12 protein-coding genes are annotated in these 13,394 nt (G+C 71.2%); 6 read left to right on the forward strand and 6 right to left on the reverse strand.

Features of this window, described 5'->3' with window-relative positions:
* Positions 1-116: 116 nt before the first annotated feature.
* Both ACPXBU_RS31225 and ACPXBU_RS31230 read left to right on the forward strand, forming a co-directional pair.
* Positions 117-659, forward strand: a complete 543-nt coding sequence (locus ACPXBU_RS31225; protein ID WP_425760952.1) for an orotate phosphoribosyltransferase — start codon at positions 117-119, stop codon at positions 657-659.
* A 212-nt stretch (positions 660-871) separates the two neighbouring features.
* Positions 872-1,192, forward strand: coding sequence for a hypothetical protein (locus tag ACPXBU_RS31230; protein WP_393364015.1), 321 nt, complete (start codon positions 872-874; stop codon positions 1,190-1,192).
* 32 nt (positions 1,193-1,224) lie between these two features.
* Here ACPXBU_RS31230 and ACPXBU_RS31235 read toward each other — a convergent pair whose 3' ends face one another.
* The gene (locus ACPXBU_RS31235; protein ID WP_393364012.1) at positions 1,225-1,875 is read right to left on the reverse strand and encodes a hypothetical protein; all 651 of its coding nucleotides are present in this window, start codon (positions 1,873-1,875) and stop codon (positions 1,225-1,227) included.
* A 252-nt stretch (positions 1,876-2,127) separates the two neighbouring features.
* Between ACPXBU_RS31235 and ACPXBU_RS31240 the strand changes: the two genes are divergently transcribed.
* Complete coding sequence (locus ACPXBU_RS31240; RefSeq protein WP_425760953.1) at positions 2,128-2,730, forward strand: copper resistance protein CopC; 603 nt, start codon at positions 2,128-2,130, stop codon at positions 2,728-2,730.
* A 172-nt stretch (positions 2,731-2,902) separates the two neighbouring features.
* Here the strand turns inward: ACPXBU_RS31240 and gltX are convergent, their stop codons facing one another.
* The 3 genes from gltX to ACPXBU_RS31255 are packed head-to-tail and all read right to left on the reverse strand — an operon-like array spanning position 2,903 to position 7,005.
* Positions 2,903-4,312 carry a glutamate--tRNA ligase gene (gene gltX, locus ACPXBU_RS31245; protein WP_425760954.1) on the reverse strand — a complete coding sequence of 470 codons (1,410 nt, stop codon included), beginning with the start codon at positions 4,310-4,312 and terminating at the stop codon, positions 2,903-2,905.
* 51 nt (positions 4,313-4,363) lie between these two features.
* Positions 4,364-5,641 carry an MFS transporter gene (locus tag ACPXBU_RS31250; RefSeq protein ID WP_425760955.1) on the reverse strand — a complete coding sequence of 426 codons (1,278 nt, stop codon included), beginning with the start codon at positions 5,639-5,641 and terminating at the stop codon, positions 4,364-4,366.
* The gene (locus ACPXBU_RS31255) at positions 5,638-7,005 is read right to left on the reverse strand and encodes a GH1 family beta-glucosidase (RefSeq protein WP_425760956.1); all 1,368 of its coding nucleotides are present in this window, start codon (positions 7,003-7,005) and stop codon (positions 5,638-5,640) included. Before ACPXBU_RS31255 ends, ACPXBU_RS31250 begins: the two co-directional genes overlap by 4 nt.
* A 188-nt stretch (positions 7,006-7,193) precedes the next feature.
* Between ACPXBU_RS31255 and ACPXBU_RS31260 the strand changes: the two genes are divergently transcribed.
* On the forward strand, positions 7,194-7,640 hold the full coding sequence (locus tag ACPXBU_RS31260) for an SRPBCC family protein (RefSeq protein WP_393363997.1): 447 nt from the start codon (positions 7,194-7,196) through the stop codon (positions 7,638-7,640).
* A gap of 133 nt (positions 7,641-7,773) precedes the next feature.
* Here ACPXBU_RS31260 and aceE read toward each other — a convergent pair whose 3' ends face one another.
* Positions 7,774-10,512 carry a pyruvate dehydrogenase (acetyl-transferring), homodimeric type gene (gene aceE / locus ACPXBU_RS31265; RefSeq protein WP_425760957.1) on the reverse strand — a complete coding sequence of 913 codons (2,739 nt, stop codon included), beginning with the start codon at positions 10,510-10,512 and terminating at the stop codon, positions 7,774-7,776.
* Positions 10,513-10,690: 178 nt separating this feature from the next.
* Here aceE and ACPXBU_RS31270 point away from each other — a divergent pair, with 178 nt between their 5' ends.
* Positions 10,691-11,179 carry a hypothetical protein gene (locus ACPXBU_RS31270; RefSeq protein ID WP_425760958.1) on the forward strand — a complete coding sequence of 163 codons (489 nt, stop codon included), beginning with the start codon at positions 10,691-10,693 and terminating at the stop codon, positions 11,177-11,179.
* Between the two features lie 26 nt (positions 11,180-11,205).
* Complete coding sequence (locus tag ACPXBU_RS31275) at positions 11,206-11,610, forward strand: YjbQ family protein (RefSeq protein WP_393321419.1); 405 nt, start codon at positions 11,206-11,208, stop codon at positions 11,608-11,610.
* A gap of 122 nt (positions 11,611-11,732) precedes the next feature.
* On the opposite strand, the gene ACPXBU_RS31280 is transcribed toward ACPXBU_RS31275, so the two are convergent.
* A complete protein-coding gene (locus ACPXBU_RS31280) occupies positions 11,733-13,379 on the reverse strand; it encodes an alkaline phosphatase D family protein (protein ID WP_425760959.1) in 1,647 nt (548 codons plus the stop codon).
* Between the last annotated feature and the right edge of the window lie 15 nt (positions 13,380-13,394).

Genomic DNA, 13,394 nt, shown 5'->3' on the forward strand with positions numbered 1-13,394 from the left:
CCGATCCCACCACAGCCGCCGACGCTTCGACACCGCCTGGAGAAGGAGCCCGACGGCACCGACATGCGCCGAAAGGGGTACGCGGAGCGCGGCCCGACAGCGCAAGAATGATCATCATGACCGATCGGGAGAACCTGGCCGCGCTGGCTCGCGAGATCGACAGCACCTGCCGGCTGACCGGCACGTTCGTGCTCCGCTCCGGGCGGACCGCCGACGAGTACTTCGACAAGTACCGCTTCGAGGCGGACCCCCGCCTGCTGGACCGGGTGGCCGCCCACCTCGTGCACCTGGTCCCGACCGGCACCGAGGTGCTGGCCGGGCTGGAGATGGGCGGGATCCCGGTGGTGACCGCGCTCGGCCGGCACACCGGGCTGCCCTGCGCGTTCGTCCGCAAGAGCGCGAAGCCGTACGGGACGGCCCGGCTCGCCGAGGGCGCGGAACTGGCCGGGCGGCAGGTGCTGGTGGTCGAGGACGTCGTCACCTCCGGAGGGCAGGTGGTCATCTCCACCGGCCAGCTACGCGAACTGGGTGCCCGGGTGGAGCACGCCCTCTGCGTCATCGACCGCGTCGAGGGTGGCGCCGAGGCTCTCGCCGGTCACGGCGTGGCGCTGCGGGCGCTCCTGCGCCGGGCGGACCTGGAGGCGCACCGCGTCCGCTGAGCCCGGCCCGATCGGGTTGCGACCTCCGCGTGAACTGCACGAAAAGAAGCTGTGAACTGCGCGACCGGGTTCCGAGCTCACCGCCGTCTTCGGGAGCTGGCCGGTGCCGACCCCGGGTACGCTGCGCGCGGCCCGTCGGTCCCGGCCAGTACGGTGACAGGGGCACGTCGGGGGAGCACCCGCGGGTGAGACGAGCGTGAGGGAGACCGGGAATGGCGCACGGGGAGGCCGAGCACGGCTGCGCCCAGGGCGAGTCCTGCCGGCCGGGGCACCACGACCCGCAGGTGGCTGGCAAGCACCGTCGACCGACCGCCGGCGCGCCGTCGCACCCGGTGGAGCCGTGGGCCGACGACGAGACCGCGCTCCCGCGCCAGCGCTCCGCCGAGGCCCCCGCCCGGAGCGAGCCCGACGCGGACGTCCCTGCTGGTTGCCTCAGTGAACTTCCCGGCTGGGCCGGGGCACATCGGCACGGCCCGGTCCGGCCGCGCCCACGGGCCACCCGCCGGGAGCGCCCACCGCGCCGCTGGTGCTGAGCCCGCGCCGCCTCGGCGACGGCGGCCAGGAGCTAACGGGTACGACGGCGGATCAGCAGGGCGATCCCGGCGAGGCCGACCGTGATCGTCAGCATCACCCCGACGTTGAGCAGCAGCAGGCGCTGCAGGTCGCCGAGCGCGTCGTCGAGGTCCTTCGCCGGGTCGAGCGCCTCCTCCGGGAGCACCCGTTCGCCACCGCCCGCGCCGCCACTCACCGTGTCGAACTGCCGCTCCAGCGGCACACCCGCGGTGCGCAGCGTCTCGGACATGCTGAGCCGACCCAGGAACCAGCCAGCACTGATCTTGCGGGCGTCCGGCTGCTTCGCCGGCCGGTAGACCCGCGGGCCGCCGGCCGCCTTGGGATAGAGGTCGAACGTCTGCTGCGGCGTCTCACCGACGACCACCACGACCGTGTACTTCGGACCGAGGTCGGCCGGCTTCGGGCCCGTCGGCATGCCGGTGCCCGCCAGGAAGTTGACCTGGTCGATGACCGCGCCCACGTGGGCGGGCTGCGTGTCCATACGCAACCGCAGCGGCGCGGAGAGCCCCGTGCCGGTGATGTCCACCCCGGGCGGTGCCGGGTTCGGCGCCGCCGAGGCCGGGCCGGCGGTGCCGAGCGACAGCAGCGCCGTCGCCAGCGCGCCCGCCAACACGGTGGCCAACCGCCTCATGTGTCGGACCATCCCGCCTCCTCGCCCCGTTCGATGGATGGCTTCGGTGTGACGCCTGGAGCGGTCTGCCGATGCGACGCCGACCGGAGGGTCGGTCCTACACCTACAGACTCCGCAAAACGTCGATGAGTTGCAGCCTTTGGAACAGTATTTGGAACTATCTGCGATCTCTGCTCGACTAATGAGGAGCCGTTTGATCAGCGGGCGGATCGTACCCTTACGGAGGGGTTCATGGGGGGCAGGGTTACACGTACGGTGCGGGTCGTGCCAGTGGTGCTCGGCGTGGCGCTCGGTGTGTCGTTTCTGGCGCCACCCACTCCGGCCGCCGCGCACAACTCGCTGACCGGCAGCGATCCGCGCGACGGTGCCCGAGTGGCGACGGCCCCTGCCCGGATCGAGCTGCGGTTCCTCGCCAAGCCGGCACCGGCTACGACGAAGATCACAATAACGGGACCGGACAATGTGGCCGCTGGCGGCCCGCCCGTCTTCGCCGGCAACCGCGTGCGGGTGCCGTTCACACCGGCGGCCGCGGGGCTCTACATCGTCGGCTACCAACTCGCGTCCAGCGACGGGCACCCGGTGAAGGGCGAGGTGCGGTTCACCCTCACGACCGGGACCGCCGCCAACCCGTCCGCCTCGCCGTCGGCCGCCGCCGGCACCAGTCCGGCCGCTTCGCCCGCGGCCGTCGGCGCACCCTCCGCCGGGCCTGCGTCGCCGACACCTGGCAACTCGACGGTCTCCGCGCTGCCGGCGGCGTCGGAGCAGTCCGACTCCGGCGGTCGCCCGTGGCTCTGGGCGCTCGGCGGCCTGCTGCTCGCCGCCCTCGCAGCCGGCCTCGTGTTCCGGCGCCGGCAACGAGTTCGGTGACCCTCTGATACTCACCGCTCCCGGTAGGCCAGGTGTGCCGGTCACCCTTTGCTCTGCACCCGCGGGTGCGACGGCTACGGTCTGTGACCGGTGCATATCGGGGTGCAGAGCAAAGGCGGGGCGATGCGGAGTTGCGCCGGTGACGCGTTCTTGACGCGTCGGCGAGCGACAGTCAGACCAGGCGGAGCCGGGCGGCGCGCATCCGGGTCAGGGTGCGCTCGCGACCGAGCACCTCCAGCGACTCGAACAGCGGCAGGCCCACGGTGCGGCCGGTGACCGCGACGCGTACCGGCGCCTGCGTCTTGCCGAGCTTGAGGCCACGCTCGGCGCCGACCGCCTCCAGTGTCGACTTCAGCGCGTCGGCCTCCCACGACTCCAGCGCCTCGAACGCCGCGATGGCCTCGTCCAGCAGCTCCGCCGAGCCGTCCTTCATCGTCTTGGTCCAGGCGGCCTCGTCGATCAGCGGGGAGGCGAGGAACAGGAAGTCGACGTTCGGCACGATCTCGCTGAGCACCGCGAGCCGGGTCTGGGCCAGCGGGGCGACCGCGGCGAACGCGTCGGCGTCGTACTCCTCCGGCTGCCAGGGCGGCGGCGCGATGGTCCCGGTGCCGGTCAGCCACGGCTGGCAGGCGTCGATGAAGTCGGGCACGGACAGCGCGCGAATGTACTCGCCGTTGAACGCGCGCAGCTTCTTCTCGTCGAAGAACGCGGGGGAGGGGTTGACCTCCTCCAGCCGGAACTCGTCCTCGATGACCGACCAGGGGACGATCTCCCGGTCGCCCGACGGAGCCCAGCCGAGCAACATCAGATAGTTGCGCATCGCGCCGGAGAGGTAGCCCTCCTCGCGGTACGCCTCCAGGGCGACCTTGTCCCGCCGCTTGGAGAGCTTCTGCCGCTTCTCGTTGACCACCACCGGCACGTGCGCCCAGATCGGCGGCTTGACCCCGAGGGCGTCCCAGAGCAACTGCTGCTTGGGCGTGTTGGGCAGGTGCTCCTCGGCGCGGATCACGTGGGTGATCCCCATGGTCATGTCGTCGACGACGTTGGCCAGCAGGAAGACCGGCGAGCCGTCGCCCCGGGCGATGACGAAGTCCTCGATGAGCTTGTTCTCGAAGGTGGGCTCGCCGCGGATCAGGTCGACCACCACGGTCGTGCCCTCGTCGGGCGTCCGGAAGCGCAGGGCGTGCCCCGGACCCGGGCCGAGGCCACGGTCGCGGTGGTAGCCGTCGTAGCCCTGGTACTGGGAGCCGGTGCGGGCCTGCACGTCCTCGCGGGTGCAGTCGCAGTAGTAGGCGCGGCCCGAGTCGTAGAGGCGGGCGGCGGCGGCCCGGTGCTCGCCGGCGTTCTCCGACTGGAAGTGCGGGCCCTCGTAGCTGCCCCGGGAGATGCCGATCCAGTCCAGCGCGGAGAGGATGCCCTCGGTCCACTCGGGCTTGTTGCGCGCCGCGTCGGTGTCCTCGACGCGCAGCACGAACACACCGCCCTGCTGCTTGGCGTAAATCCAGTTCTGCAGCGCCGAGCGGGCACCGCCGACGTGGAACATACCGGTCGGGGAGGGAGCGAAGCGCACGCGTACCGTCACGTCCCCCAGCCTACGGCGGCGGGCGACCGCTTTCGGCCACGGCCCCCTGACTCACGGCACCGAGCGGATCTTCACCACCAGGGCGCTGCCGATCAGGGTGACCACGGCGGTGACCGCGTAGAGCGTGGGGTAGCCGCCCAGGTACACCACGAGCGGGGCGGACAGGGCCGGACCGAGCACCTGCGGCGCGGAGTTGGCGATGTTTATGACACCGAGGTCCTTGGCCCGGTCGGTGGCTCGGGGCAGCACCTGGGTGATCAACGCGGCGTCCACCGCGAGGTACACGCCGTAGCCGGCGCCGAGCAGCAGCGCGGCGACGATCGCCATCGGCCAGACCGGCGCGACCGCGAGCAACAGCGCCGCCACCGCCATGATCAGCCCGGACGCGATGACGTAGATCTTGCGGCGGCCGGAGCGGTCCGACAGCCGGCCGGCGACCACGGCGGTCAGCATCATGCCGAGCGTGTAGAGCAGGATCAGCACCAGCAGCCCGCCCTCGGGGTCGGGGTGGCGCACCCCGTCGGTGAGGAAGTACAGCAGGTAGAGGGTGCCCAGCGCGTTGCCGAGCTGCACCAGGAACCGGGTGATCCAGGCCCAGGCGAAGTCGGGGTGCCGGCGCGGGCTGATCCACATCGAGGCCAGCAGCGCCCGGGTGCGCAGCACGGGCCGATGCGTACGTGGCAGTGGTTCGTCGGGGGTGAGCAGCGCGAACGGCAGCGACAGCACCAGGATGGCCACCGCGATGGCCAGGTAGCCGGCCCCGTTGCCGGTGACCACAGCGGTGACCAGCACCGCGCCGAGCACCAGCCCGAGCGCCTGCGGAATGCCCACCCAACCCGAGACACCGCCGCGCTGCGTCACCGGCACCCGGTCCGGGATGGCCGCGCTGAGGCTGGCCAGCATCGCGTTGAAGCAGACCTGCGCGGCCACCCAGCCGAGGGCCACCCCCAGGATGGTCCGCTGGTGGGCCAGCAGCACCAGGGCCACCGCGCCGAGCAGTGCGCCGCCCGCCGTCCAGACGTGCCGACGGCCGAACTCCCGGCCCGCCACCCGCAGGCAGGTCCGGTCGGAGAACGCGCCCGCGAGGGGGTTGGCGAGCACCGCGGCCAGGGCGCCGAGGCCGGTGACCACCGCCAGCATGTTCTCCTTGTTGCCGGGCGCGATCTGCTCGATCTGTTGCGGCAGCAGCACCTGGATGGGCGTGAAGAACGCCATCCAGACCCCGAGGTTGGCCGCGAAGATCAGACCGATCCAGCCGCGCCGCACCGGCACGGTCGGCTCGGCGAGCGCGGCCGGCAGCGACGCCGGCGTCGGGTCGAGGGTGGTCACCGCGCCGACCCGTCCCGGGAGGCCGCGATCAGGTCCCGCAACCAGGTGTACGACGACTTCGGCGTCCGCGTCTGGGTGGCGTAGTCGACGTGCACCAGGCCGAAGCGCTTGGTGAATCCCTCGGCCCACTCCCAGTTGTCCAGCAGCGACCAGACGAAGTAGCCACGGACGTCCACCCCGTCGTCGATGGCGGCCCGAACCGCCCGCAGGTGCCCGTCCAGGTACGCGATCCGCTCCGGATCGGCCACCTGCCCGCTCGCGTCCGGCGCGTCGTCGTACGCGCAGCCGCCCTCGGTGATCTCGATGGGTGGCAGGGCGTCGCCGTAGGTGTCGCGGAGCCAGCCGAGCAGCTCGTGCAGCCCGTCGGGGGCCACCGGCCAGTCGAAGGCGGTCCGTGGGTAGCCGTCCAGCGGCACCAGGTCGAACGGCAGTGGCGAACCCTCCTCGGCGGCCCGTACACCTGTGGGGTTGTAGTAGTTGACCCCGAGCACGTCGATCGGCGCGGCGATGGTGTCCAGGTCGCCGGGGCGGACGACGTTCGCGTCGAGGCCGGGCAGCTCCGGGTAGCCGCGGCCGAGCAGCGGGTCGGTGAAGAGCCGGTTGTGCAGCGCCTCGTACGCCGCCCCGGCGGCCCGGTCGGCGTCGCGGTCACCGAGCACCCGCACCGGTGAGTAGTTGTTGGCGATCGCCACCGGGCTGCTGGTGCGGGCCCGCAGCGCGGCGACCGCGAGCCCGTGCCCGAGCAGTTGGTGGTGGGCGGCCGGAAAGGCGTCGAAGAGCAGCGTCCGGCCGGGAGCGTGCTCGCCCATGCCGTACCCGAGGCTCATGTGGATGAACGGCTCGTTCAGGGTGATCCAGAGCCGGACCCGGTCGCCGAGTCGCGCGGCGGTCAGATCGGCGTACTCGGCGAAGCGGGCCGCGGTGTCGCGGTGCAGCCAGCCACCTGCGTCTTCGAGGGGTTGCGGCAGGTCCCAGTGGTAGAGGGTCGCCACCGGGTCGATGCCGGCGGCCAGCAACTCGTCCACCAGTCGGTCGTAGAAGTCCAGGCCGGCCGGGTTGGCCGGGCCGGTGCCGGTGGGCCGCACCCGGGGCCAGGCGATGGAGAACCGGTACGCGTCGACGCCGAGGCCGGCCATCAGCGCGACGTCCTCGGTGTGGCGGTGGTAGTGGTCGCAGGCGACCTCGCCGCTGCTGCCGTCGCTGATCCGTCCGGGGGAGCGCGCGAACGTGTCCCAGATGGACGCCGCGCGCCCGTCGGCCGTGGCGGCGCCCTCGATCTGGTGGGCCGAGGTGGAGACGCCCCAGCGGAAGCCGGCGGGGAACTCCGGCATCGGTGCGGTCTCCGGCATCGGTGCGGTCGACATGCGCCCTCCCGGTCAACGTGAAACGTGTTCGGGACTTTAGGGCGCTCTCCATCAATGCGCCATAGGCCGGCTTGGCGCAATCCGCAATGGTTGATCGGCGTGTCTTTTTCCGAACCCGTCCAGGTAAGTCCGATTTAGCGCATAGAGTGCCGATATCGTGGGATGTCCTCACCGGAGGAAAGACGGAAATGATCCTCGTTGAACGCAGTGCGCACGTGGCGGCGCCAATTGAAGTGGTCTGGGATGTCGTACAGCGGGCGGAGCAGTTGCCGGCCTGGCTGGCAGGCGTCCGCGCGGCCGAAGTGCTCTCGGGAGAGGGCTTCGGCCGGCGACAACTGGTCCAGGCGGGGCGCGGCTCGGCGCACGAGGCCGAGGTGATCGCCTACCAGGAGCCGACGCTCATCGGCTGGCGGGAACGGGCCAAGGGCGCCGGTGCTCGGGCGGAGGCGCGCACCGAGATCTACGTCCAGCTCACCACCGACGAGGAGGAGGGCGGGACCATCGTGCGACTCATCGTGGTCCGCTGGCCGGCCGGCCCGGTCAAGGCGGCAATGCTGCGCCTCGGACTGCGTCGGGTCGGCGCCGACCTGGAGGACTCGCTGGCCCGGCTCACCGACCTGGCCGCCGTCGGCTGACGAGCGCCCATCCTCCCGGCGCCACCCGCGACGGCGGTGGTCCGGATCCCGGCCAGGGACCCCGGACCACCGCCGCTCCGTACACCGAGAAGGGCCCGGCGCCTGTGCGCCGGGCCCTTCTGTTCGCGTGTGACTAGCTGTCGCCGCCGGTCTCGCCCACCGGGGCGGCGTTGACGTCGTCGATCGCGTACTTCTTCGCGGCCTCGGCCGGCACGCTGGCCGCCACCGCACCGCTGCGCGCGAGCTGTCGCAGCGTGGCCACCACGATCGACTCCGCGTCGACGTGGAAGTGCCGGCGCAGCGCGTGCCGGGTGTCCGACATGCCGAAACCGTCGGTGCCGAGCGACGTGTAGTCGCCGGGTACCCAGCGGGCGATCAGGTCCGGCACCGCGCGCATGAAGTCGCTGACCGCGACCTTCGGCCCGTCCGCGTCGGCCAGCTTCTGCTGGATGTACGGCACCTTCGCCTCGGCGCCCGGGTTGAGCAGGTTGTATTCCTCGGTCTCCACCGCGTCGCGGCGCAGCTCGGTCCAGGAGGTCACCGACCAGACGTTTGCGGCCACCCCCCAGTCCTGGGCGAGCAACTGCTGGGCCTTGAGCGCCCACTGCATGCCGGTGCCCGAGGCGAGCAGGTTGGCCTTCGGACCGTCCACCTGCGGTGCCGGCGAGTAGCGGTAGATGCCCTTGAGCAGGCCCTCCACGTCCACGTCGGCCGGCTCGGCCGGCTGCAACGTCGGCTCGTTGTAGACCGTCAGGTAGTAGAAGACGTTCTCCTGCGCGTCCCCGTACATCCGGTGCAGACCCTGCTCCAGGATGTGCGCGATCTCGTACGCGAACGCCGGGTCGTACGCCACCACGGCCGGGTTGGTCGCGGCGATCAGCAGCGAGTGCCCGTCCTCGTGCTGGAGGCCCTCACCGTTGAGCGTGGTCCGACCGGCGGTCGCGCCGAGCAGGAAGCCCCGCGCCATCTGGTCGGCTGCCGCCCAGAGCCCGTCGGCGGTCCGCTGGAACCCGAACATCGAGTAGAAGATGTACATCGGGATCATCGGCTCGTCGTGCGTGGCGTACGCCGAACCCGCGGCGGTGAACGAGGCGACCGAGCCGGCCTCGTTGATCCCCTCGTGCAGGATCTGCCCGGTGGTCGACTCCTTGTACGACAGGAACAGCTCCCGGTCGACAGAGGTGTAGCGCTGGCCGTGCGGCGAGTAGATCTTCGCGGTCGGGAAGATCGAGTCGAGACCGAAGGTGCGGGCCTCGTCCGGGATGATCGGCACCCACCGCTTGCCGAACTCCTTGTCCTTCATCACGTCCTTGAGCAGACGGACGAAGGCCTGGGTGGTGGCCACCTTCTGCTTGCCCGAGCCGCGCTTGATGTCGGCGAACCGCTCCGGGCCGGGGATGGTCAGCCGCTTGGTGCTGGTCCGCCGGGACGGCAGGTAGCCGCCGAGCTGCTCGCGCCGCTCCTTCAGGTACTGGATCTCGTCGGACTTCTCACCCGGGTTGTAGTACGGCGGCAGGTAGGGGTTGTCCTCCAGCGCCTTGTCCGGGATGTCCAGGTAGAGGCGATCGCGGAAGGTCTTCAGGTCCTCCAGCGTCAGCTTCTTCATCTGGTGGGTCGCGTTGCGGCCCTCGAAGTGCGAGCCGAGGGTCCAGCCCTTGATCGTCTTCGCCAGGATGACCGTGGGCTGACCGGTGTGCTCGGTGGCCGCCTTGTAGGCCGCGTAGAGCTTGCGGTAGTCGTGCCCACCCCGCTTGAGGTTCCAGATCTCGTCGTCACTCAGCGGGTCGACCATCTTGCGGGTCCGTGCGTCGCGGCCGAAGAAGTGCTCCCGCACGTACGCGCCCGACTCGGCCTTGTAGGTCTGGTAGTCACCGTCGGTCGTGGTGTTCATGAGGTTGACGAGCGCGCCGTCGGTGTCCGCGGCGAGCAGCGGGTCCCACTCACGGCCCCAGACCACCTTGATGACGTTCCAGCCGGCACCCCGGAAGAACGCCTCCAACTCCTGCATGACCTTGCCGTTGCCCCGGACCGGCCCGTCCAGCCGCTGGAGGTTGCAGTTGATCACGAAGGTGAGGTTGTCGAGCTCCTCGCGGGCGGCCACGCCGATGGCGCCAAGCGTCTCCGGCTCGTCCATCTCGCCGTCGCCGAGGAACGCCCAGACGTGCTGCTGCGAGGTGTCCTTGATGCCGCGGTGCTGCAGGTACCTGTTGAACCGGGCCTGGTAGATCGCGTTCAGACCGCCGAGACCCATCGAGACGGTGGGGAACTCCCAGAAGTCCGGCATCAGCCGCGGGTGCGGGTACGACGGCAGCCCACCGCCGGGGTGCGACAACTCCTGGCGGAACCCGTCGAGCTGGTGCTCGCTGAGCCGCCCCTCCAGGAACGCCCGCGCGTACATGCCGGGGGAGGCGTGGCCCTGGTAGAAGATGTGGTCGCCGCCGCCCGGGTGGTTCTTGCCCCGGAAGAAGTGGTTGAAGCCCACCTCGTAGAGCGACGCCGAGCTGGCGAAGGTCGAGATGTGCCCGCCGACGCCGATCTCCGGGCGCTGCGCCCGGTGCACCAGCATGGCGGCGTTCCACCGGACGTACGCCCGGATCCGCCGCTCGACGTGCTCGTCGCCCGGGAACCACGGTTCGCGTTCCGACGGGATGGTGTTGATGTAGTCGGTGGTGGTCAGGGGCGGAACCCCGACCTGACGCTCACGGGCCCGCTCCAGCAGGCGCAGCATCACGTAGCGGGCGCGTTTGGCGCCGCGTTCGTCGATGACACCGTCAAGCGACTCGACCCATTCGCTTGTCTCTTCAGGGTCGATGTCCGGAAGCTGGCTCGGTAGGCCGTCGCTGATCACCGGGCGCTTGCGTTCCGTAGCCACAGGCGTTCCCTCGGTTGTGTGTGGGATAGGTCTCTAGCGCCATCCTGCCCCCTGGTGCCACCCCTCGTCACGTCTAGGTCCCCCGGACGCGATGCTGAACACAGGTACTCGCCGGTAACTTAACGCGACGGCCCGGCGAAATCTGAGCGGTTTGACCGGGACTCCTACCGTCGGCACCATGAACCGACGTTCTGCCGTGGTTGCCGCCAGCATGATCGTTTTGGGGGTGGTGGGCCTGGTCATCCAGGCGGTCCGCCTCGCCTCCGGCAAATACTGGCCGACGGTGGGACTGCTGGCCCTCGCGGTCCTACTGGTCGTGTTCGGCGTGGTCCTGCTGCGGGAGACGAGCCGCGCGGCCCGGCTGGGCGGCCGCGACGGCCGTCGCCGCCGTCGCTCGGACACCGACGGCGCGGCCGGGTACCCCTTCTACCCGATGCCCGCCGGGGACGCCGGGGACGCCGGGAGCGGGCACGTCGACCGCCAGCGCGACGGCGACCACGACAACTTCGACGGTACGGAACCGGTCGGCGGCAGCGACTCCGGCGGCGGCTGGTCCGGCTGGGGCTGGTCCAGCGGTGACTCCGGCGGGGGCTCGTCCAGCGGCGGTGACTCCGGTGGCGGGTGGTCCGGCGGCGGTGACTCCGGTGGCGGTGGCGGCAGTGACTGACAACGCTCTGCGGCAGAATGCGACGTATGCGCAGCGACGTGATCACCGTCCAGACCGGGTCCCGGCCGACCGTCCGGGACATCACCGCGGAGGCCCAACAGTTCGTCTCCGGGGAGGGCGACGGCCTGCTGCACGTCTTCGTGCCGCACGCCACGGCCGGCCTGGCGATCATCGAGACCGGCTCGGGCTCCGACGACGACCTGCTCAGCGCGCTGAACGACCTGCTGCCCACGACTGATCGCTGGCGACACCGGCACGGCTCACCCGGCCACGGTCGGGATCACGTGCTGCCGGCGTTCGTCCCGCCGTACGCCACGCTGCCGGTGCTCGGCGGACGGCTGGCGCTGGGCACGTGGCAGTCGATCTGCCTCGTCGACACCAACGGCGACAACCCCACCCGCCAGGTCCGCTTCTCCTTCCTCCCCGGCTGACCGCTGCCTGGGCCGGTGTCCCGCCTCAAGATCCGCGCAACATCCCCGAAAGTGCTGCCTCAGCGCGTGCCGAGGCAGCACTTTCCCTGATGTTGAGCGGATCTTGAGGCGTTCGACGGGGATTACGGGCGGACGGTTTCCTGCTGGACGGTCTGCTGGCCCGGGTCCGCGTAGGGCGCAGCGCTGCGGACCGCCGACGGGACCGGGTTGTCCGCCGTCGGGTGCAGGCCGGGCACGCGGTCCTCGATCACGAACGAGGCCCGGGTGTACGCGGGCGCGCCCGGCCGGCTGACGTACGGCAGCACGTCGAAGTCGGCGGTGAGCTGTCCCGGGGTGATCGTGGTGCGCACGTACCCCCGCAGGTTGTTCTGGAAGCGCAGGTGCGGGTTGAACGCGAACCACGGGTGCGAGCCGGACGCCGAGTCCGCGCCGTCACCGGTCGAGGTGATCGAGGAGCAGACCAGTTCGGTGCCGACGGTGCGCGAGGTCGGGTCGGCGTAGTCCAGCTTGAGATCGCTGGCCCAGTGCGCGTGCACGTCGCCGGTCAGCACCACCGGGTTGCGGACCCCCGCGGCGAGCCAGCCTCGGGTGATCCGGTCCCGGGAGGCCACGTAGCCGTCCCAGGCGTCCATGCTGGTGACGGTGAGCGGGCCGGCGTTGTTGTCCCGCTGGGCGAAGAAGACCTGCTGGCCCAGGATGTCCCACTGGGCGTCCGAGCGGCGGAAGCCGTCCAGCAGCCACGCCTCCTGCTCGGCGCCGGTGATCGACCGGGCCGGGTCGGATGCCGCCGCGCAGTTCTGGTAGCCGTCGCCGCAGGCCTGGTCGTCGCGGTACTGCCGGGTGTCGAGCATGTGGAACGTGGCGAGCCTTCCCCAGCGCACCCGCCGGTAGAGCTGCATGTCGATGCCGTGGGGGATCGAGGTGCGCCGCAGCGGCATGTTCTCGTAGTACGCCTGGAACGCCGCCGCCCGCCGCGCGGGGAACTCCGGGTCCGGCGCCTCGGGCACCTCGTCGGCCCAGTTGTTCTCCACCTCGTGGTCGTCGAACACCACCGCCCACGGCGCCACCGCGTGCGCGGCCTGCAGGTCGGCGTCGGTCTTGTACTGGGCGTGCCGCTGCCGGTAGTTGGCCAGCGTCCGGGTCTCCGGTCCCTCGTGGTCACGCGGGTTGCCAGCGGGGACGTTGTACGTGTCCGGGGCGTACTCGTACTGGTAGTCGCCCAGGTGCAGGATCAGCTCCGGCTCGGTCTCGGCCAACCGCCGGTAGGCGGTGAAGTAGCCGTGCTCGTACTGGGAGCAGGAGGCGAAGCCCATTGCCAGGGCGGCCGGCATGCTCCACGGTGCCGGGGCGGTGCGGGTGCGTCCGGTCGGCGAGACGTGACGCTCGGCACGGAACCGGTAGAAGTACTCGCGCCCGGGCAGCAGGCCGGCCAACTCCACGTGCACGCTGTGCGCCGAGCGGGTGCGGGCGACGGCGACGCCGCGGCGCACCACATGCCGGAACCGCTCGTCGGCGGCCAGCTCCCAGTGGACCGGCACGTCGCGGGCCGGCATGCCGCCGAGGCCGTCCTCGGCCAGTGGCTGCGGGGCCAGGCGGGTCCACAACACGAACCCGTCATGGTCGGGGTCGCCGGAGGCCACACCGAGGGTGAACGGGTAGGCCAGCGGCCGGCTCGCCGCCGCACCGGCCGCCGCCGGCAGCCCGGTGACCGCGCCTGCGGCGCCGATTGCGGCGCCGGACAGCAGGATGGTACGTCGGGACAGTGACACGAATCCTCCCCAGAG

Origin of the sequence: Micromonospora sp. DT231 (assembly GCF_049847025.1) — a bacterium.
GTDB lineage: Bacteria > Actinomycetota > Actinomycetes > Mycobacteriales > Micromonosporaceae > Micromonospora.